This window comes from Dolomitihabitans soli (assembly GCF_022213955.1).
GTDB classification, from domain to species: domain Bacteria; phylum Actinomycetota; class Actinomycetes; order Streptosporangiales; family Streptosporangiaceae; genus Streptosporangium_A; species Streptosporangium_A soli.
The window spans coordinates 309460-329886 of record NZ_JAKNTW010000007.1 but is presented as its reverse complement, the minus strand read 5'-3'; the positions used below and the strand labels follow the sequence as shown (position 1 = coordinate 329886).

The window sequence follows — 20427 nt, the reverse complement described above, 5'->3', positions numbered from 1 at the left end:
AGCACCATGGGCCCGCGGACCTTGCCGCCTACGGCGCGTGGCGCCGGCCTGGCATGCCGTACGGACGCTCGGTCGTCCCCCGTGCCGCACTAGCATCGGCTGCGTGATGTCCAGCCCTTCGCCGGTCGGCGGCCGCTCGCTTCCGAAGACGCGTGGGTGGACCGTGGTGCGGGGGCTGGCGGGTGCCTGTCACCCGGGGCCCACCGTGGCGGTCTCCGTGCTGGTGAGTGTGCTCGCCGTGGCGAGCGGGCGGGATCCGCTGGGATGCGTGGCGGTCGGCGCGGCGGTGCTGGCGGGGCAGTTGTCGATCGGGTGGAGCAACGACGCGGTGGACGCGGGGCGGGACGCCGCGGCGGGGCGTGCCGGGAAGCCCGTGGTCGGCGGGCTGGTCGGCGCGCGGGTGCCGGCCGTGGCGGCGGTGATCGCCCTGGTGCTGTGCGTGCCGCTGTCGCTGGCGTCCGGGGTCGCTGCGGGGGTCGTGCACCTGGTGGGGGTCGCGGCGGCCTGGGCGTACAACCTGGGGCTGAAGGCGACGGTGATCTCGTGGGCGCCGTACGCGATCGGGTTCGGCTCGCTGCCCGCGTTCGTCACGCTCGGATTGCCGGGGGAGCCGTGGCCCGCCTGGTGGGCGGTCGTCGCGGCGGCGTCCCTGGGCATCGGCGCGCACCTGGCCAACGTGCTGCCCGACATCGACGGCGACCTGGCCACCGGGGTGCGCGGGTGGCCGCAGCGGCTCGGTGCCGAGCGGGTCCGCCTGCTGGTCCCGGTGCCGCTGCTGGCGGCCTCCGCGTTGCTCGTCTTCGGGCCGGAGGGGCCGGTCGCCCCGGCGCGCTGGGCGGCGCTGGCCGCCGCGGTGCTGTTGTCGGGAGCGGGCCTGCTGCTGGGCCGCCGTCGGCCGCGGGCGCCGTTCGCGGCGGCGGTCGCGGTGGCGGCGGTCGACGTGGTCCTGCTCGTCGCCGGTGGCACCCGGATCGGCGGCGGTTGACGGCGCGTCGCCACGTGTACGACGCCTGGATCCTCGGCCGGTTGATGGCGGGTTCCCGACATGTCGTGACCTGGACAGATTCACCTCATGGACACCCGAAGATCGCCTCACCCAGAATTCGGTAGCTTGCCTTACCGAATTCTGGAGGTTTGTCCATGCCTGAGGCTGGGCGACGAAGAAGGCGCTGGACGGTGGCGGCACTCGCGGCCACCCTGGCCACCACGACGGTCACCGCCCTCGGGCCGGTCCCGGGCGCCGCGGCACAGGGCTCCGGGTTCGAACCTGAGCCGACCGGCCACGACATCACCTTGATCACCGGTGACCAGGTCCACCTCACCGAACTGGGCGGCGGCAGGACGACGGCCACGGTCACTCCCGCGCCCCGGGCGGACGGCTCGGTGCCGTCCTTCCAGTTGCTGGAGGGCGACGGCAGGCTGACCGTCATCCCCGACGACGTGGCGGCCCTGGTCCCCGAACGGCTCGACACCGCGCTGTTCGACGTGCAGGCGCTTGCCGAGCAGGGCGAGACGGGTTCGATCCCGCTCATCCTGACGTACGAGGGGCCGGTGGCGAAGGCCGCGATCCCCGCGGTGAGGCAGCTCCGCTCGCTGGAGAGCATCGGCGGCGCGGGCGTCTCGGTGGACACCGCCCAGGCGGCCACGTTCGGCGCCGAGCTGGTCAGGCTCGCCGGCCCGGCCGGCCGTACGGCGGGGCCGCTCGCCGGGGTCCGGAAGATCTGGCTGGACCGCAAGGTCGAGCCGGTGCTGGAGCACAGCGTCCCGCAGATCAACGCGCCGGCGGCGTGGGCGGCCGGCCATGACGGCACCGGCAGTACGGTGGCCGTGCTGGACACCGGTGTCGACACCGCGCACCCCGACCTCGCCGGGAAGGTCGCCGACGAGCGCGACTTCACCGGCGAGAACAGCCCGCGCGACCCGCACGGGCACGGCACCCACGTCGCGAGCACCATCGCGGGCAGCGGCGCCGCCGAAGCCGGCAAGGGCAAGGGCGTGGCCCCCGGGGCGAAGCTGCTCAACGGCCGGGTCCTCGGCGGCGACGGCTCGGGCAACCTGTCGTGGATCATCGACGGCATGGAGTGGGCGGCGGGCGAGAAGCACGCCGAGATCGTCAACATGAGCCTGGGCAGCCCCGAGGCGGGCGGCCCGCTCACCGAGGCCGTGTCCGAGCTGACGAAGGAGTACGGCACGCTGTTCGTGGTCGCGGCCGGCAACGACGGCTGCGACGCCTGCGTCGGCAGCCCCGGTGACTCGCCCGCGGCGCTGACCGTCGGCGCCGTGGACGCGGACGACAAGCTCGCCCCGTTCTCCAGTCGCGGCCCGATCGCGGCCGACTCCGCGGTCAAGCCCGACGTCACCGCGCCCGGCGTGGCGATCGAGGCGGCCAAGACGGGCGGCGGCCACATCGCGATGTCCGGCACCTCGATGGCCACCCCGCACGTCGCGGGCGCCGCCGCGCTGCTGCGCCAGGCCAGGAAGGGCATCACCGGCGCGGAGCTCAAGGGCCTGCTGATGGGCACGGCCGAGCACCAGGAGGGCGACCCCGTCGACGGGCAGGGCGCCGGCCGGATCGACGTCGCCGCGGCGCTCGCGGGCCCGGTCCTCGCCTCCCACGGCTCGGTCAACTTCGGCGTCCTCACCGAGGACGACCCCGACGCCGCGACGACCCGGACCGTCACCTACCGCAACCCGGGCGCCTCGCCGGTCGAGCTGGAGCTGACGACCGGTGACCACTTCACCGTCTCACCCACCAGGCTGACCGTGCCCGCCGGCGGTCAGGCCGGAGCCGAGGTCACCATCGCCCCGGCGAAGCCCGGCCGGGTCCGCGCGGAGCTGACGGCCAAGGCGACCGGCGGCCCGGCCGTGCGGACCCTGCTCACCGCGGACGTCGCGGCCCAACGCGTCGAGCTGCGCGTGAGCGGCGTCGCCAGGGACGGCCGCACCGCCCGCGGCGGATTCACCGTGCTCAACCTGGACGAGGGGACCCTCGTCGGACGGGTGCTGCCCGGTGACCCCGCCGTGCCGTGCACCGACCAGAAGTACGGCAAGGGCACCTGCCTGATGGTGGTCCCCGGCACCTACTCCGTGGTCGGCCACATCTTCACCATGCCCGCCTCGCAGAGCAGCACCGAGAGCGGCAAGGTGCTCAACGAGAGCCTCGTCGGCGACCCCGAGATGGAGATCACCGAGAACACCGAGCTCGTGCTCGACGCCCGCAAGGCCGTAGAGGTGAAGGTCGAGACCCCCGACCACAAGACCAAGCGGAACGTCGGGGCCGCGTCGCAGCTCATGTGGCACCGCGCGCCGATCAAGGGCACCTCCCTGCGCGGCGGCACCACCATCTCCCTCGGTGCCCAGCTGGAGGAGCGGCTGTTCGTCCAGCCGACCGAGCGGGTCACCAAGGGCACCTTCACCGTCGCCACCCGCTGGCGGCTCGAAGCGCCCGCGATCACCATGAAGACGCCGGGCGTCGAGCTGAACCCCGACTACTACGACCCGGTGTGGTTCAGCGACCTGTCGACCGAGCACCCCAAGCTGGACGGCTCCGCGCTGCTGCCGGCCGTGGACGCCGGGCGCGGCACCCCTGAGGAGATCAAGAGCAGGAACCTGCGCGGCAGACTGGCCCTCATCCGCAGGACCGAGGGCGTCTCGGTGGCGACCCAGTCGAACGCCGCCGCGGCCGCCGGAGCCAAGATGGTCGCCGTCTACAGCGACCGGCCAGGTGTCGACGCCATGCCCGCCGGCCGGGGCACCAGGCTGTCGGTGCCCACCGTACGGCTGACGCACGAGGAGGGGCTGAAGCTGGCCGACCGGCTGCGCCGCCTCCCGGTGCCCATCGTGGCCCACGGGATCGTCGCCAGCCCCTACGTCTACGAGCTGTACCTGCGCGAGCAGGGCAAGGTCAGGGACGAGCTGAAGTACGTGGTGCGGGCCAAGTCGCTGGCCAAGGTGACCGCCGGCTACCACACCCAGGTCGCCGACGACGTCGCGGTGAACGAGGCGAGGTTCGCCTTCGAGCCGTGGGACACCGCCTCGATCACCACGAACCGGCCGATGGCACGCGCCCCCCGCGAGCGGGTGGAGTACGTCACGCCCGATCCCGAGGTGATGTGGACCACCTCGTCCGGCACACCGGAACGGCCCTACAACAACGTGTGGCCGCACCCCGAAACGCCGCGCATCGCGCTCTCCCAGCCCGAGACGCGCTCCTACAAGGCGGGTGAGCGGGTCGAACGCGGCTGGTTCAAGCAGCCGCTGCTGCCCGGTGCCAACCCGCGCAACCCGCTGCGCAGGGAAGGCGACCTGCTGCGCGTCGACATGAAGGGATTCGTCGACGGTGACGGCAACTTCGGCGACGCCTACACCAGCATGTTCGAGAACGGCCTGAAGACCGACTTCCGTCTCTTCAGGAACGACACCCTGATCAGCCAGACCAACTACCGGCCGGCCGGTAGCGTCGACCTGCCCGCGGAGAAGTCGTCCTACCGGCTGGAGTACGACGTCGAGAACCACGCGTCCTGGGCTGAGTTGAGCACCGCCGCCAAGGCGGTGTGGACGTTCGGCTCCGAGCACGCCGGTGGCACGGAGGCCGCGGTGATCCCGCTGCTGCTCGCCCGCTTCGACGCGCCGGTCGATCTGAGGAACAGGGCACGCTCGGCCAAGCTCGGGCTTTCCCTGCACAGCCAGCCGGGCGCCGCCGACCCGGAGGTGAAGGAGGTCACGCTGGAGGTGTCGTACGACGACGGCGCCACCTGGCGTGCCACCCGCCTGAAGCACAGGGGAGACGCGTACGAGGCGACGATCGGACGCTCCGGCGCCTTCGTCTCGCTCCGGCTCCGGGCCTCCGACACCCGGGGGAACACCCTTTCCCAGGAGGTGATCCGGGCCTACGCTCTCCGCTGACCTGGTGATTCCCCGCCTCGCGCCGTGCGGGGCGGGGAATCGGAGTGATCGGGACCATCGCGGCCAAAGATACGACTTTGCCTGTCTAGTCCGATTTGGTAGGCGTGGCCTCGGAGCGGTCAAGGGCGAGCCCAAGGCGAGCTACCCAGCCCGGCCGTACCCTTTGCTTTCTCAGGGTGACCGTTCGGGTGCTCTCCGGTTAGCTTCAGATCACGCGCCGTCCGGCGCCGACTTCGGGAGCCCGATACGTCGCCCCTCCGGTCATCGGTCACCCGATCACACGGACAGGGAGTGATCTCTGATGCTCAAACAACTCGTGGCAGCCGGTTCGCTGGCGGCCCTCGTGCTCGCGGCACCGGGCGGGATGCCCGCGAACGCCGCGACCGCCGCCGGCACGGCCGCGACGGTGGCCGTGAGCACGGCCGGCGACACCATGAAGACAAGCAGCAGCGCGCGATGCCGGTGGCGTCACTGGCACGGCAGGCGATGCAAGTTCTGCAAGAGGCACGGGCACTGGCGCAGGGTCTCCTGCAAGCGCATGAGGGGTCATGACCGCCACGACCGTCACCGCGACCGTCACCTTAAGGGGTCGCCGGCGCCCCCGCCCGGCGTGCCACCCCGGGGGGGGGGCGCCACGTCGGTTCAACCCTTGTAATTGAAGATCTGGCGGAGGGTGTGCTGGACCTCGACCAGGTCCTGCTGGTCCCGCATGACACGATCGATGGACTTGTAGGCCTTCGGGTGCTCGTCCACCAGCGCCGCGGCCCGGTCCGCGTTCCAGGTACGGCCCTCCATCGCGGTGGTCAGCGACTCGGCGGTCAGCGCCCGCCGTGCCTGGCCGCGCGACATGCGGCGGCCCGCCCCGTGTGAGCAGGACGCGTACGACGACGGGTTCCCCAGGCCGCGGACGATGTAGGACCGGGTCCCCATCGAGCCGGGGATCACGCCCTCGTCGCCGGTGTCGGCCTTGATGGCCCCCTTCCGGGTGATCCACAGATCTTTCCCGTGGTGGGTCTCCTGCTGGGTGAAGTTGTGATGGCAATTGATGGTCCGCAGCCGGGAGCCCTTGCCCACGACGCCGAACAGCGCGGTGCTGAGGGCCTGGTCCATCCGCGCGCGAGAGGCCATGGCGTAGCGCTGCGACCAGAGCATGTCGCGGATGTACGCGGTGAACTCCGGCGTCCCCTGCACCAGGTAGGCCAGGTCGGGGTCCTCCAGCTCGATGAAGTAGCGGCGCATCAGCGTCTTCGCCTCGGCGATGTGCTTGGTGGCGAGCTGGTTGCCGATGCCGCGCGAACCCGAGTGCAGCACGGTCCACACCTGGTCGCGCTCGTCGAGGCAGACCTCGACGAAGTGGTTCCCGGAGCCGAGGGTGCCGAACTGGCGCGCGACCGTCGTCACCTGCTTGGCGGACAGGCCGGTGTGCGGACGCCCGAGATCGCCGAGTGCCTCATCCGCCGCGTCGTCGTCGTGGCCCTGGCCGACGCCGGCCGGGATCCGGGCCTCCACCAGCGGCATCAGCGCGGCGAGGGTGTCGGGTAGGTCGGCGGCGGTGAGCGTCGTCTCGGTCGCGATCATGCCGCAGCCGATGTCGACGCCCACGGCGGCCGGGATGATCGCGCCCTTGGTGGGGATCACCGATCCGACGGTGGCCCCGATCCCGACGTGGGCGTCCGGCATGAGGGCGACGTGACCGGAAACGAACGGCAGCCGGGCGGCTCGGGCGGCCTGCGCGATCGCGTCCGCCTCGACGTCGCTCGCCCATGACAGAAGGTTGGGTGCGGCCTGGTTCGGCATCGGTGTGTCTCCTTCGATTCGAGATCCAGTCTGCCGCTATCGGGCGTGAAGGCCCACCCATTATTCGGGGGCCCCTCGGCCCGGGGCCCCGGACAGAGGCCATCAGATGGCGAAATATGCGGATTTAGTGATGTTTGTCGACTGAATACTAGAATCACATTCTAGTGGTCGCCGCTAATCGCTCCTCGTGGCATTTGAATTTCGTCCGAATCGCTTCCAGGCGGCGAAATTGACTTATGCCGATAGCGGGTCGGATGGAAATGGTGATGGGTTCGGATGTCGTACATGGTCGCTGATCACAAAGCACATGCGGGCTCTCTGCCGTCTCGACCTGCGCGTGGGTGGAATGACGGGAGATGGGAATGCGGATTCATCACTCCGGTGTCGCGCCGTGGAAACCGCAGGGGCCGGCCCTCTCCTCGAATCAAAGGCCGGACTCGTTCACGGCGACGGCGGCGCAAACCGGACGAAGGAGCGGATCCACGCCGTTCGCGGACTTCCCCGAAACCGGTCGAATCCGCATCCGGAGGCCGCCCACGCGTGGCACCGCGAATCCCGCACCCCTCCCCGGCCGCGGTACGACGGCCGCGGCCGATGCCCGGTTAAGCCGTCGCCCCCGCCTCCTCGCCGGTGGAACACCCCCGGCCGTTACGGCACGCCTCGCCCTTGGACCCTCTCTGACCTGGTCACTAGACTGCGCACCCCTGGGGTGGCCAGGAGAGGGAGGGACGTCGTGACCGAGACGGAGAACCAGCCGCGCACGGCCGGGGAGAGCGTGGCGGCGAGCAGCGTCCGGGCGAGCGGCGAGCGGGAGTTCGGCGAGTTCGCGGAGCGCCACCGGCACGAGCTCCAGGTGCACTGCTATCGGATGCTCGGCTCGTTCACCGACGCCGAGGACATGGTTCAGGAGACGATGCTGCGGGCGTGGCGCAAGCGGGCGACCTTCGAGGGCCGCTCGACGTTCCGCGCCTGGTTGTACCGCATCGCGACGAACGTGTGCCTGGACGCTCTCGCGGGCCCGGCCCGGGCCCGCGAGGTCGCGCTGCCGGCGGCCGGCGACGGGCCGCGGTCGCCGCTGGCGGAGGTGTCCTGGCTCCAGCCCTACCCTGACGACCTGCTGGATCTGACCGCGCCGAGGGACGGCGAGCCGGACGCCGTGGCGGTCGCGAGGGAGACGATCGAGCTGGCGTTCCTGGCGGCCATCCAGCACCTGCCGCCCAGACAGCGCGCGGTGCTGATCCTGCGTGACGTGCTGGGCTGGCCGGCGCCCGCCACCGCGGAGGCGCTGGAGTTGAGCGTCGCCGCCGTCAAGAGCGCGTTGCAGCGGGCCCGCGCGACGATCCGCGCCGAGCTGCCCGAGCAGCGTTCGGACTGGGGTTCCTCCATACGGCCGACCGACGAGGAGCGCGCGGTCCTCCAGCGCTACATGCAGGCGTCGCAGGATGCCGATCTCCCGGCGCTGACCGCGATGCTGCGTGCGGACGCGCGGCAGACGATGCCGCCGGTGTCGCTCGTCTTCGACGGGCGCAAGGCGATCATCGACATGTGGCGGCCGGTCACCGTCGGCGCCGAGGCGTGGGGCGACTGGCGGTCGTTGCCCACGGCCGCGAACCGGCAGCCGGCGGTCGCCAACTACGTCCGCCGGCCGGGCGAGCAGAGCCACACCGCGGTCAACCTCGACGTCCTGCGGATCGAGGGCGGCAGGATCGCCGAGATCACCACGTTCGGCCCTGAGCTGTTCCCGGCGTTCGGGCTGCCCCTCGCCCTGTGACCGGCGCGCCGATTCCTTTTCGCCCGCCCGCCCGTCATACGGACGAGAGCCACGAGCGAGAGGAACGATCATGACGCAGGACATCGGCATGAAGGCCCTGGACCGCCTCACCGGCACCTGGCGGGTGACGGGCGGCACGGAGGGCACGGTCACCTACCGGTGGCTGGAGGGTGGTTTCTTCCTCGTCCAGGACGTCGACATGGAGCAGGCCGGCGAGCGGATCAAGGGCGTCGAGATGATCGGCCGCCTGCGCCCCTTCGGTGGCGAGCCGGGCGCGGACATCATGTCCCGCTTCTACGACAGCCTCGGCAACACGTTCGACTACGTGTACGAGCTCGCTGACGACACGCTGACCATCTGGGGTGGCGAGAAGGGGTCCCCCGCCTACTACAGGGGCACCTTCAGCCAGGACGGGAACACCGTCACCGGCGCCTGGGTCTACCCCGGCGGCGGCGGTTACGACTCGTCCATGACCAGGATCGTCTGAGGCCCCCTCACCCCTACGTGGACGGCCCGCCGTACACGTAGGGGTGGTCAGTGGGAATCTTGGTGTCGGAAGTGACGTTCGACAATGGAAGGCTGGGGTCACGTGATGGACTGCGACGTCGTAGGCTGCACGTAATCTGGCAGTATGTCTGGAGGTGGGGCCCGGTGCTGAAGGACTCGTTCGGCCGGGTGGCGACCGATCTGCGGGTGTCGCTGACCGACAGGTGCAACCTTCGATGCACGTACTGCATGCCCCCGGAGGGGCTCGACTGGCTGCCCAAGCCGGAGCTGCTGACGGCCGAGGAGATCGCGCGCCTGGTCGGGATCGGTGTCGAGCGCCTGGGCATCACCGAAGTCCGTTACACCGGGGGCGAGCCGCTGCTCCGCCGTGAGCTGATCGAGATCGTCGGCCACACCGCCGCGCTGAGCCCTCGTCCACAGGTGTCCCTGACGACCAACGGCATCGGCCTGGCCAGACTCGCCGAGCCCCTCGCCGCGGCGGGGCTCGACCGGGTCAACGTCTCCCTCGACACCATCGACCGCGAGATCTTCAAACGGCTGGCGCACCGCGACCGGCTGCCCGACGTGCTGAAAGGCCTGGAGGGGGCGGCCGCGGCCGGCATGCTGCCGGTCAAGGTCAACGCGGTGCTGATGCGCGGCGTCAACGAGCACGAGGCCATCCCCCTCCTGGAGTTCTGCCTGGAACGGGGCTACGAACTGCGCTTCATCGAGCAGATGCCGCTCGACGCCCAGCACGGCTGGCGCAGGGAGAACATGGTCACGGCCGACGAGATCCTCGCGATGCTCAACGCCCACGTCGAGCTGACCCCCGACGACCCGGTCGAGCGCGGCAGCGCGCCCGCCGAACTGTTCCTCATCGACGGCGGGCCCGCGCGGGTCGGCGTCATCGGCTCGGTGACCCGGCCGTTCTGCGGGGCGTGTGACCGCGTCCGGCTCACCGCCGACGGGCAGATCCGCAACTGCCTGTTCGCGACCGAGGAGTCCGACCTGCGCGCCGCGATGCGCTCGGGCGCGTCCGACGAGGAACTGGCCGAGCGCTGGCTGGCGGCGGTCCGGGGCAAGCGCCCCGGGCACGGCATCGACGATCCCACGTTCCTGCAGCCGGCCCGTCCGATGTCGGCCATCGGCGGCTGACCGGGAGGCCGCGGTGTACGACGCGGTGATCTTGGCCGGCGGCCGTGCGGAACGGCTCGGCGGCCAGGACAAGCCGGGTATGACGGTCGGCGACCGGGCGCTGGTGGAGCACGTCGCGGCAGCCGTACCCGATGCGGGCAGGCTCGTCGTCGTCGGCCCGTCACGTCCCGGCCTGCCACGGGCCGAGTTCACCAGGGAGGAGCCGCCCGGCGGCGGCCCCGTGCCCGCTCTCCGCGCCGGGCTGGCACTCGTGCGGGCACCCTGGTTCGCGCTGCTCGCCGGAGATCTGCCGTTCCTGCGCCCCGCTCACGTCGCCGCGCTCGGCGAGGCCGCCGCCGCGGGCGCCGGCGCGGTGCTGGCCGACGACGACGGCCGGGCGCAGTGGCTGGTGGGGGTCTGGCACACCGCGCGCCTCTCCGCGGCCCTGGAGGCGTACGGCGGGCGCTCCCTGCACGGCCTGCTCGCCCCGCTGCGACCGGTGCTGCTGCGCGCGGAGCCCGGCGACGCCGCCCCGTGGTTTGATTGCGACACCATTGACGATCTACGCCGCGCGAGAGGCGTGGCGGCGAGGAGACGCGATGAACGTGCTGGCTGAGTGGACCGCGCTGGCCTGCGAGGAGCTCGGGATCGACCCGGCGAGAGTGGACAGGGACGCGCTGCTCGACCTGACCAAGGAGGTCGCGCACGGGGTGACCCGCCCCGCCGCGCCGCTCACCGCGTACCTGCTGGGGCTGGCCGAGGGCTCGGGGACGGCGTCGCCCGACGCGATCGAGCGGCTCACCCGCCTGGCGCAGAACTGGGAGCGACCGACCGGCGAATGAACCCTGTGAAGGGCGACGCCGGGTGGTTACGGGGGCAAACCACCCGGCGTCGCTTCATCGGCGTTCCGACGGGGGCCCGGAACGCCGGCACCAGCGCCCTGACGGGGGACCAGAGCGCTTGGCTAAAGCGTACACCTACTACCCATAGGATGCGTCAAGAGTTAGTCACGACCCGATCTCGCGTCGGTGCCTTGGTATCTCGTTTTGGTTAGCTTCGGCGGTCTCGAAGCTCGATGGCGAGTCTTTTTCCCGCTCGTTGGCCCCGATCACGGCAACGTACGGCAAAAAGATCGCTCCGGCGATGAACAGCCCGCGGATCGGCCAAGGGGCGGGCAACACGACGGCCAGGACGAGGCAGAGCGTCCTGATACCCATCTGAATGAGGTAGCGCTTCTCCCGGCGGCCGATGTCCTCGCTCAGCGAGGGGCGCGCATCGGTCACCGCGTGCACGATCGACTGTCGGTGCCATGCCTTCACACCCTCCACGGTAGTCCTCGTGCCCGCCGGGTGTCATCGCGCCCCTGACCGGGCGTGAGGAGGGCGGAAACAGCATCGGCCGGCGGGGTGGCCGAAAGCCACGCCCCGCCGGCCGGTCCGCCGCCGTCAGCTCGCCTGGCTGACCGTGGACATGTTGAAATCGGGCACCCTGACGGCCGGCATGATCGTGCGGGTGAAGTAGTCGTTCCACTCGCGGGGGAGCGTCTGCCTGGCCGCGCCGATCTCGGTGATGCGGCCCAGCAGGTCGACCGGGCTCTCGTTGAAGCGGAAGTTGTTCACCTCGCCGATCACCTCGCCATGCTCGACCAGGTAGACCCCGTCGCGGGTCAGGCCGGTGAGCAGCAGGCTCTGCGGATCGACCTCACGGATGTACCACAGGCAGGTGAGGAGCAGGCCGCGCTCGGTCGAGGCGATCATCTCCTCCAGCGTGCGGCCGCCCGCGGGGCCCTGCATGACCAGGTTGTCGATGGCCGGGGTGATGGGCAGGCCGGTCGCCTCGGCGGAGTGGCGGGTCTGCAACAGACCGGCCAGCCGCCCGTCGGCGATCCAGTCGGTCGCGCCCAGCGGCAGCCCGTTGTCGAAGACGGAGCTCTGCCGGCTGGAGGCGTGCGCCACCACGAACGGCGCGCACTGGATGCCCTCCGCCGCCGGATCGCTGTACAGGCGCAGCGGAGAGCCGGAGAGCGTCTCGCCCACCCTGGTGCCGCCACCGGGCTTGGAGAACACCGTGCGGCCGTCGGCGGCGTCGTGCGCGCCCGCCGACCAGTACAGGTAGATCATCAGGTCGGCGACGGCGGTGGGCGGGATCAGCGTCTCGTAGCGGCCCGCGGGAAGGTCGATGCGGACCTTGGCCCAGTCGAGCCGCTGGGCGAGCGAGGAGTCGAGCGCCGCCACGTCGACGTCCGTGAAGTCGCGGGTGGCGACCCCCGTCCACGCCGAGCGCTTCATGTCGGCCGACTTCGCGTTCAGCTCCAGTCGCCCGGTGGGCTGGTCGTGGCGGAGCCGCAGCCCGCTGGAGGAGCCGACGAAGGTGCTGGTGACGGTGTGCTCCGCGAAGCCGTACAGGCGTCTGCCGCCGGCCTCCGCGGCGGCGAACGCCTCGCCGAGTGCGGGCGCGAACTCGCCGAACACGCCGATCGAGGTGCCGGCGGCGGGGTCGCCCCAGCCGGCCGACTCGGCGGGGCCGGTCAGCGGCCGGGCGTCCTCCGAGGGCTGGGCGTCCCTGGCCGCGCGGTCGGCGGCGGCCACCACGTCGGCGAGCTGCTCGGGCCTGACCGCCGCCCGGGACACCACGCCGACGCCCTGCCCGGTCACCGAGATCACGGTGAGCTGGGCGGACCTGGCCACGCCGTTGGTGGTCAGCGTGTTGCCGGCGAAGCGCAGGTTGGCGGTGGACCCCTCGTCCACGATCACTATCCGGTCGTCGGCGCCGGTCATCTCCAGCGCGCGCTCGACCATCTCCTGCGGGGTCATCACTTCCCACCCTCCTGCACGGTGTTGAGGACGCGCACGCCGCGGAACAGCGCCGACGGGCACCCGTGGCTGACCGGCGCGACCTGCCCCGGCTGCCCCTTGCCGCAGTTGAACGCCCCGCCGAGCACGTAGGTCTGCGGCCCGCCGACGGCCTCCATCGACCGCCAGAAGTCGGTCGTGGTCGCCTGGTAGGCGACGTCGCGGAGCTGCCCGTCGAGCCTGCCGTTCGTGATCCGGTAGAAACGCTGGCCGGTGAACTGGAAGTTGTACCGCTGCATGTCGATGGACCAGCTCTTGTCGCCCTGCACGTAGACGCCGCGCTCGACGCGCGAGATCAGCTCCTCGGTGGCGGGGCCGCTGGGCTCGGGCTGCAGCGAGACGTTGGCCATGCGCTGGATCGGCATGTGGCCGGGGGAGTCGCCGAAGGCGCAGCCGTTGGACCGGCCGAGGCCCTTCATCAGGGCCATCCGCCGGTCGAGCTGGTAGCCGACCAGGGTGCCGCCGGAGACGATGTCGAACCGCCTGGTCGCCACCCCCTCGTCGTCGTAGCCGATGGTGGCCAGCCCGTGCTCCGCCGTGCGGTCGCCCGTGACGTTCATCACCGGCGAGCCGTACACCAGCTCGTTCAGCTTGTCGAAGGTGGCGAAGCTGGTGCCCGCGTACGCCGCCTCGTAGCCGAGGGCCCGGTCCAGCTCGGTGGCGTGCCCGATCGACTCGTGGATGGTCAGCCACAGGTTGGAGGGGTCGATCACCAGGTCGTACTCGCCCGCCTCGACGGAGGGGGCGCGGAGCTTCTCGTCCAGGTGGCCGGGGAGGAGCGCCAGCTCGGCGGGGAAGTCCCATCCGGTGCCCGTGAGGTACTCGTAGCCGCGGCCGACGGGCGGCGCCAGCGTGCGCATCTCCTCGAAGCGCCCGTCGGCGGCCTTCATCGCGGTGAGCACCGGGTGCAGACGGACCCGCTGCTGCGTGGTGGAGGTGCCCGCGGTGTCGGCGTAGAACTTCTGCTCCTTCACCTGCATCAGCGACGCCTGCACGTGGTCGCTGTGCCGCAGCAGCGCACCCGACCAGTCGGCCAGCAGCCCCGTCTTGTCCTTCAACGGCACCTCGAACGGGTCGACCTCGTACTCGGAGACCCACGTCACGTCGGAGTGGACAGGCTCGGGAGCGAGCTCGATCGGCTCGCGGTTGACGGCGGCGGCGACCACGGCGACCTCCACCGCCTGCTCGGCCACCTTCTCGGCCGCGTCCGGGGTCAGTTCGATGCCCGCGGCGAAGCCCCACGTGCCGTTCTTGACCACGCGTACGGCGTAGCCCAGGTCGTCGGCGTCCATGGAGCCCTCAAGACGGGCGTCGTACAGCCGCAGCGTCTCGGAGCGCACGCGTTCCAGCCGGAAGTCGGCGTGCTCGACGCCGAGGTCGCGGGCCCGCTGTAGCGCGGCGTCCGCCAGCTGCCGTAGCGGCAGCGCGAGGAAATCGGAGTCGATCTGGCGCATGTCGACGATCCTAACCCTGTGATCTTGTCCCACCCGGACAACTGGCCTACCAACGGGTAGGCGATAGCGTCACTGGCATGAGTCGTTCTGTTCTCGTCACCGGCGGCAATCGCGGCATCGGCCTGGCGATCGCCAGGGAGCTCGCGGCGGCGGGCGACGCCGTCGCCGTGACCTATCGCTCTGGGGAGCCCCCAGAAGGCCTGTTCGGCGTCCGCTGCGACGTGACGAGCATGACCGACGTCGACGCGGCGTTCGGCAAGGCCGAGGCCGAGCACGGGCCGGTCGAGGTGGTCGTCGCCAACGCGGGGATCACCAAGGACACGCTGCTGCCGATGATGAAGGAGGAGACCTTCACCGACGTCATCGACACCAACCTGACCGGCGCCTACCGGGTCGCCAAACGAGCCTCGCGCGGCATGCTGAAGCTCAGGCGCGGCCGGGTGATCCTCGTCTCCTCGGTGGTGGCGATGCTCGGCTCGGCGGGGCAGACCAACTACGCCGCCTCCAAGGCGGGTCTGATCGGCTTCGGCCGCTCGCTGGCCCGCGAGCTCGGCTCACGCGGGATCACGGTCAACGTGGTGGCCCCCGGGTTCGTGGCGACGGAGATGACGGCCGCCCTGGCGGAGGAATACCAGGAGAAGATCAAGAAGAACATCCCGCTGGGGCGTTACGCGAGCGCCGAAGAGGTCGCGCGGGTGGTCAGGTTTCTCGCGAGCGACGACGCCGCCTACGTCACCGGGGCGGTCATCCCGGTCGACGGCGGCCTGGGAATGGGGCACTGAACGTGGGAATCCTCGAAGGAAAGCGCATCCTGGTCACCGGTGTCCTCACCGACGCCTCGATCGCCTTCTCCGTGGCCAAGCTGGCCCAGCTGGAGGGCGCCGAGGTCGTGCTGACCGGGTTCGGCCGGCTCAGCCTGGTGGAGCGCATCGCCAAGCGGCTGCCCGAGACTCCTCCGGTGGTCGAGCTGGACGTCCAGAACACCGAGCACCTCGGCTCGCTGGCCGACCGGGTGGGCGAGCACGTCGACGGGCTCGACGGGGTGGTCCACTCCATCGGGTTCGCCCCCCAGTCGGCCCTGGGCGGAAACTTCCTGAACACCTCGTGGGAGGACGTGGCGACGGCGATGCACGTCTCCACCTTCTCCTTCAAGTCGCTCGCCGTCGCGTGCCTGCCCCTGATGAAGGACGGCGGCGCGGTCGTCGGGCTCGACTTCGACGCGAGCAAGGCGTGGCCGGTCTACGACTGGATGGGCGTGGCCAAGGCCGGCCTGGAGTCGTGCTCCCGCTATCTGGCCCGTGATCTGGCCAAACACGGCATCCGGGTCAACCTCGTCGCGGCCGGCCCGTTGCGGACCATGGCGGCCAAGAGCATCCCGGGCTTCGCGGAGTTCGAGGAGAGCTGGCCGGCCAGGGCGCCGCTCGGCTGGGACCTGGCCGACACCATGCCCACCGCGAAGGCGTGCGTGGCGCTGATGTCCGACTGGTTCCCCGCCACGACCGGCGAGATCGTGCACGTCGACGGCGGCGCCCACGCGATAGGCGGCTGAGGGCGCGCGCCCGGGGGCGGTCAGGGCTCGGCGAGCCGCTGCCGGCCGCGCACCCGCAGCGGCTCGAAGGGAATCGTCTCGTCGTGCTCGTCCCCCGCTCGCCGCGCGTAGACCACGCGCGCGGCGAGGATCGCCGAGAGCAGCAGCGCGGCGGTCAGCGCGGTCCCCAGCGCGTCGGAGGGCCTCGCCGGCTTGACGACCGCCTTCCGGCCCTGCATCGGGCGCGGCATCCTGTCCAGGTACGGCCAGAGCAGATCGACGCGCGGCGACTCCGGGTCCACCGGCTCCGACTTCACCCGCTGGACGTTCTCGGTCGTCTCCGGGCGATGGTCGGTCGGACGGGGCGTCGGCGAGGGCCGGGGCGGCCCGACCGGGAGCCGTTCCGTCTCGTCTCGCTCGGACGCCTTGCGCCTGGTCTGGTCGGGCTTCGGCTGCCGCGAGGGCACGGTCTCGCAGTTGGCCGCCGTCGGCGGGCAGGTCGGGCCGAGCGTCTCCGGCAGCAGGTCGTGGACCTCCGGGGTGGTGGTCGGTGTGGCCGGCGTGGGGCTCGGCACCAGCACGGCCGGCGTGGAGGGCTCACCGGTGGGCTTGCGAAGGATCTTCTCACCCGTGCGGTCGACGAGGTCGGTCATCGGCGAGAGTTTGCCGCCGGTGAGCCCGTCGACGAGGTCGGTCACGCCGTCGGTCAGGCCGCACAGGCTCCCGGCCAGCCCTGAGATCAGCCCGCCGCCGATCTTGTCGCAGCCGGGCGACGACGACGAGGCCGCCGCCGCCGGCGCCGCGGGTATCCCCAGCGCGAGCGCCAGCGCTCCCGCGGAAAGAGCGGCTCTTCCTCGGCCCTTCCGCATGGAACGTCCCCTCCGCGTCATGCCATGACGAGCAGCGACCGCGCTCGCATCCCTTTGAGTGCGCCGCCTTCTTCTCACCACGACCGTCATCTGTGGGTTACCCCTCAGCCACCCAGTTGACAGTTTTGTGAAGTCGCCCGGGTTTTCCACGGAAAGTTGCGATTCGGTATCGATTAGTGATACGCGAGGAGGACTCTCATTTCTTTCTGGGGATCCGCCGCGATCATCTTAATGCCTGGCAGCAGCCGTATGTCGTCTTGGGTCCTGCTGTGTTGTCGGGTGGAACAGCGGAGTCAAGTGGCGAATTCGGGGGTGGCGTCCCAATGGGCCGCGGTGGACGCGTGAGGTATGGGCTGTGCGGTGCGGAAAGGACGCCGTCACCGGGTGCGCCGGGGTGCCGACGGCCTGCGGCTGGTTCGCGATCGAGAGGACCGGCCGCCGACATGTCCCGGCCCATGCCCGCCGGCGGAGACCCGGCCTCAGTCCGCCGACACGTCGTCGAGCGCCTCGCGGATCTCGCGTGGCAGCATCAGCTCCTCGGCCTGGAGGATCCCCGCGAGCTGTGCGTTCGTCCGGGCGCCGACGATCGCCGAGGAGACGCCCGGCTGGTCGCGCACCCACGACAGGGCGACCGACAGGGGCGAGACCGCCAGCCCTTCCGCCGCGGTGGTCACCGACTCCACCACCCGCCGTGACCGCTCGTCGAGGTAGGGGCGGACGAACTCCGCGAAGTGCGGCGTGGCGGCCCGCGAGTCGGCGGGGATGCCCGTGCGGTACTTCCCCGTCAGCACCCCCCGACCCAGCGGTGACCAGGCGAGCAGCCCGGCGCCGACGAACTCGGCGGCGGGCAGCAGCTCCCGCTCGGCGTCCCGGGCCAGCAGGGAGTACTCGGTCTGGACGGCGACCACCGGCGCGTGTCCCGGCGTCGCCCGCTGGGCCACGGCGGCGGCCGTGAGCTGCCAGCCCGCGTAGTTGCAGACCCCCGCGTAGGCGGCGCGCCCCGACGTCACGATCGTGTCGACGGCCGCCAGCGTCTCGTCCAGCGGCACCTCCGGGTCGAACGCGTGCAACTGCCACAGCTCGACGTCGTTCACCCCCAGACGGGCGAGCGAGGCGTCGGCCGCGGCGACGAGATGGCGGCGGGAGGCGTCGCAGGGCCGCCGCCCGTCCGGCGTGAGGACCGCCTTGGTGGCTATCACCAGCTCCGAGCGGGGGACGACGTCCCGGATCAGCCGGCCGAGCAGCCGCTCCGCGTCGCCGCCGGTGTAGACGTCCGCGGTGTCGATCAGCGTGCCCCCGGCCTCGGCGAACGTGCGGAGTTGCGCCGCCGCCTCGTCCGCGCCGGTGTCACGCCCCCACGTCATCGTGCCGAGCCCGAGGCGCGAGACCGACAGCCCGCTCCGCCCGACATAGCGCTGCTCCATGATCCGGCCAGATTACCGCTCCGAGCTGGCGAGCGCGGGAAAGGCTCATGTCACGGCTGTGTCGCCAGGGGTGTCGCCCGGGGGACTTACCCTTGGCGTGTGACGACGCTGCTGCTGGCCCGGCATGGGCTGACCGACCTGACGGGACCGGTCCTGGCCGGGTGGACTCCCGGCGTCCATCTGAGCGAGCCGGGGATCGCCCAGGCCAAGGCGCTCGCCGTACGGCTGGCGCCGCTGGAGCTGGACGCGATCGTCTCGAGCCCGCTGGACCGTTGCCAGGAGACCGCCCAGGCCGTGGCGGCGGGACGGGCGGGGGCCGAGGTGCGCACGGACGAGCGGTTCGGCGAGTGCCGTTACGGCGAGTGGACCGGCAGGCCGCTCAAGGAGCTGGCCAAGGACCCGCTGTGGCCCGTGGTGCAGGCCCATCCGAGCGCGGTGGTCTTCCCCGGGGGAGAAGCCCTCACCGCGGTTCAGCACCGCGCGCTGACGGCCGTGCGGGAGTGGAACGCGAAGCTCGGGCCCGACGCCGTCTACCTCGTGTGCAGCCACGGCGACGTGATCAAGGCGATCGTCGCCGACGCCCTCGGCCTGCACCTGGACCAGTTCCAGCGGATCACCGCCGATCCCGCCTCGCTCACCGCGATTCGCTACACCCCCTTGCGTCCCTTCGTGCTCAGGCTCAACGACCTGGGCGGAGATACGGCCTCTCTTCGGCCTCCAGAGGATTCAGAGCAAAAAGACGGGGGAGAAAACTCCACCGGGAGCGACGCCGCCGTCGGCGGCGGAGCCGGAAGCACGTAAGGTCGGGCTATGCCGGTCTTCGACTACGACCCACCTGACAGGTTCGTGGCGGGTGCCGTGGGGCAACCGGGCGCACGCGCCTTCTTCCTGCAGGCCCGCAGCGAAAGCAGGCTCACCACGGTATCGCTGGAGAAGTTCCAGGTGGCCGCGCTCGCCGATCGACTCGATGAGTTGCTCGACGAGGTGCTGCGCCGCAGCGGCGGCGAAACGCAGGTGCCCGCGATGGCGCCGGCCGATCTCGCCGACAACGCGCCGCTCGACATGCCCATCGACGAGGACTTCAAGGTGGGCACCATGGCGCTCGCCTGGGATCCCGACTCCGCCCAGGTGGTGATCGAGGCCCAGGAGATCACCGACGAGGAGGAGACCGAGCCTCCCGAGCCCGCGCTGTTGCGGGTCCGGGTCAGCCCGGGGGTCGCGCGGGCCTTCACCCAGCGCGCCCTGGCGCTCGTCTCGGCCGGTCGGCCGCCCTGCCCGCTCTGCGCGCAGCCGCTCGACGCCGACGGCCACATCTGCGTCCGCTTGAACGGATATCGAACCAGTAGCCAGGGGGGTGCGTGAGCGAGCGAGCCGGCACGTTCCGCGTGTGCACGACGCGATGCGAGGTGGGGGCATGACCGCCGAGGGTGAGCCCACGCTGAGCACGGATCCAGGGTCGGGGACCACGAACGGGATGGACGACGCGACCGCGCTCCGGCTGCTGCGCGAGGGGAGGCTGGAGGTGGCCGGGAGGTTGGTCGAGGCCAGCAACATGACTCTCTACTGCACCGTCGTCCTGGGGCCGCTCAACGCCGCCTGCGTCTACAAACCGGTGCGCGGCGAGCGCCCGCTCTGGGACTTCCCCGACGGCACCCTCGCCGCCAGGGAGGTGGCGGCCTTCGAGGTGTCGGCCGTGACCGGGTGGCGCATCGTGCCGCCGACCGTCTACCGCGACGGCCCCTTCGGCCCCGGCATGTGCCAGCTGTGGATCGACACCGACGACGAGGTCGACCTGATGGGCCTGATCCGCAGCCGTCACCCCGCGCTGCGCCGGATGGCCGTCTACGACGCCGTCGTCAACAACGCCGACCGCAAGGGCGGGCACCTCCTGCCACTGCCCGACGGGCACGTGTTCGGCGTCGACCACGGCGTGTGCTTCTCGGCGGAGGACAAACTTCGCACCGTGCTGTGGCAGTGGCGGGGCAAGCGGCTGGCCCGCGAGGCGGTCAACGTACTGGCCAGGCTCGACCGCGAGCTGGAGAACGGCAGGCTCGGCCGCCGGCTGCGCGAGCTGCTCACCCTCGCCGAGGTGGCCGCCACCCAGACCAGGGTCCGCCGGCTCGTCGACAGCGGGCTGCACCCCTATCCCTCGGAAGACTGGCCCGCGATCCCCTGGCCCCCCATCTGATCGATGGCCCCGGCGGCGC

General features: G+C 71.4%; 18 protein-coding genes. 12 read left to right on the top strand and 6 right to left on the bottom strand.

What is annotated here, in order from left to right; translation table 11 throughout:
- The first annotated feature begins 106 nt into the window (after positions 1 to 106).
- The gene (locus tag MBA17_RS17010) at positions 107 to 985 is read left to right on the top strand and encodes a UbiA family prenyltransferase (RefSeq protein ID WP_238497583.1); all 879 of its coding nucleotides are present in this window, start codon (positions 107 to 109) and stop codon (positions 983 to 985) included.
- Between the two features lie 191 nt (positions 986 to 1176).
- Positions 1177 to 4905, top strand: coding sequence for a S8 family peptidase (locus MBA17_RS17005; protein ID WP_238497445.1), 3729 nt, complete (start codon positions 1177 to 1179; stop codon positions 4903 to 4905).
- Positions 4906 to 5547: 642 nt separating this feature from the next.
- Here MBA17_RS17005 and MBA17_RS17000 read toward each other — a convergent pair.
- Positions 5548 to 6702, bottom strand: a complete 1155-nt coding sequence (locus MBA17_RS17000) for an RtcB family protein (protein WP_238497444.1) — start codon at positions 6700 to 6702, stop codon at positions 5548 to 5550.
- A gap of 733 nt (positions 6703 to 7435) precedes the next feature.
- Between MBA17_RS17000 and MBA17_RS16995 the strand changes: the two genes are divergently transcribed.
- The 5 genes from MBA17_RS16995 (at position 7436) to MBA17_RS16975 (ending at position 10935) form a co-directional block, all read left to right on the top strand.
- Entirely contained in the window at positions 7436 to 8473 is a 1038-nt protein-coding gene (locus MBA17_RS16995) for an RNA polymerase subunit sigma-70 (protein ID WP_238497443.1), read from the top strand.
- Positions 8474 to 8543: 70 nt separating this feature from the next.
- Positions 8544 to 8960 carry a hypothetical protein gene (locus MBA17_RS16990; protein WP_238497442.1) on the top strand — a complete coding sequence of 139 codons (417 nt, stop codon included), beginning with the start codon at positions 8544 to 8546 and terminating at the stop codon, positions 8958 to 8960.
- A 164-nt stretch (positions 8961 to 9124) separates the two neighbouring features.
- A complete protein-coding gene (moaA, locus tag MBA17_RS16985; protein ID WP_238497441.1) occupies positions 9125 to 10114 on the top strand; it encodes a GTP 3',8-cyclase MoaA in 990 nt (329 codons plus the stop codon).
- 13 nt (positions 10115 to 10127) lie between these two features.
- On the top strand, positions 10128 to 10709 hold the full coding sequence (gene mobA / locus MBA17_RS16980) for a molybdenum cofactor guanylyltransferase (RefSeq protein WP_238497440.1): 582 nt from the start codon (positions 10128 to 10130) through the stop codon (positions 10707 to 10709).
- Positions 10693 to 10935: a DUF6457 domain-containing protein gene (locus MBA17_RS16975; protein WP_238497439.1), complete on the top strand. Its 243-nt coding sequence runs from the start codon at positions 10693 to 10695 to the stop codon at positions 10933 to 10935. The genes mobA and MBA17_RS16975 overlap by 17 nt, the downstream gene beginning before the upstream one ends.
- A gap of 165 nt (positions 10936 to 11100) precedes the next feature.
- Here MBA17_RS16975 and MBA17_RS16970 read toward each other — a convergent pair whose 3' ends face one another.
- The 3 genes from MBA17_RS16970 to MBA17_RS16960 all read right to left on the bottom strand — a co-directional run bounded on the left by MBA17_RS16970 (position 11101) and on the right by MBA17_RS16960 (position 14399).
- A complete protein-coding gene (locus MBA17_RS16970) occupies positions 11101 to 11412 on the bottom strand; it encodes a DUF3099 domain-containing protein (protein ID WP_238497438.1) in 312 nt (103 codons plus the stop codon).
- 126 nt (positions 11413 to 11538) lie between these two features.
- Positions 11539 to 12906 carry a metallopeptidase TldD-related protein gene (locus tag MBA17_RS16965; RefSeq protein WP_238497437.1) on the bottom strand — a complete coding sequence of 456 codons (1368 nt, stop codon included), beginning with the start codon at positions 12904 to 12906 and terminating at the stop codon, positions 11539 to 11541.
- On the bottom strand, positions 12906 to 14399 hold the full coding sequence (locus MBA17_RS16960) for a TldD/PmbA family protein (protein WP_238497436.1): 1494 nt from the start codon (positions 14397 to 14399) through the stop codon (positions 12906 to 12908). The genes MBA17_RS16965 and MBA17_RS16960 overlap by 1 nt, the downstream gene beginning before the upstream one ends.
- A 77-nt stretch (positions 14400 to 14476) precedes the next feature.
- On the opposite strand from MBA17_RS16960, the gene MBA17_RS16955 reads away from it, so the two are divergent.
- Positions 14477 to 15181, top strand: a complete 705-nt coding sequence (locus tag MBA17_RS16955; protein WP_238497435.1) for a beta-ketoacyl-ACP reductase — start codon at positions 14477 to 14479, stop codon at positions 15179 to 15181.
- A gap of 2 nt (positions 15182 to 15183) precedes the next feature.
- The gene (fabI, locus tag MBA17_RS16950; protein WP_238497434.1) at positions 15184 to 15948 is read left to right on the top strand and encodes an enoyl-ACP reductase FabI; all 765 of its coding nucleotides are present in this window, start codon (positions 15184 to 15186) and stop codon (positions 15946 to 15948) included.
- Between the two features lie 20 nt (positions 15949 to 15968).
- Here fabI and MBA17_RS16945 read toward each other — a convergent pair whose 3' ends face one another.
- On the bottom strand, positions 15969 to 16796 hold the full coding sequence (locus tag MBA17_RS16945) for a hypothetical protein (RefSeq protein ID WP_238497433.1): 828 nt from the start codon (positions 16794 to 16796) through the stop codon (positions 15969 to 15971).
- A 479-nt stretch (positions 16797 to 17275) separates the two neighbouring features.
- On the bottom strand, positions 17276 to 18220 hold the full coding sequence (locus tag MBA17_RS16940) for an aldo/keto reductase (RefSeq protein ID WP_238497432.1): 945 nt from the start codon (positions 18218 to 18220) through the stop codon (positions 17276 to 17278).
- Positions 18221 to 18319: 99 nt separating this feature from the next.
- On the opposite strand from MBA17_RS16940, the gene MBA17_RS16935 reads away from it, so the two are divergent.
- The 3 genes from MBA17_RS16935 to MBA17_RS16925 are packed head-to-tail and all read left to right on the top strand — an operon-like array spanning position 18320 to position 20408.
- On the top strand, positions 18320 to 19021 hold the full coding sequence (locus MBA17_RS16935) for a histidine phosphatase family protein (protein ID WP_238497431.1): 702 nt from the start codon (positions 18320 to 18322) through the stop codon (positions 19019 to 19021).
- 9 nt (positions 19022 to 19030) lie between these two features.
- The gene (locus MBA17_RS16930) at positions 19031 to 19582 is read left to right on the top strand and encodes a DUF3090 domain-containing protein (RefSeq protein WP_238497430.1); all 552 of its coding nucleotides are present in this window, start codon (positions 19031 to 19033) and stop codon (positions 19580 to 19582) included.
- Between the two features lie 52 nt (positions 19583 to 19634).
- Positions 19635 to 20408 carry an SCO1664 family protein gene (locus tag MBA17_RS16925; RefSeq protein ID WP_238497429.1) on the top strand — a complete coding sequence of 258 codons (774 nt, stop codon included), beginning with the start codon at positions 19635 to 19637 and terminating at the stop codon, positions 20406 to 20408.
- Positions 20409 to 20427: the final 19 nt, after the last annotated feature.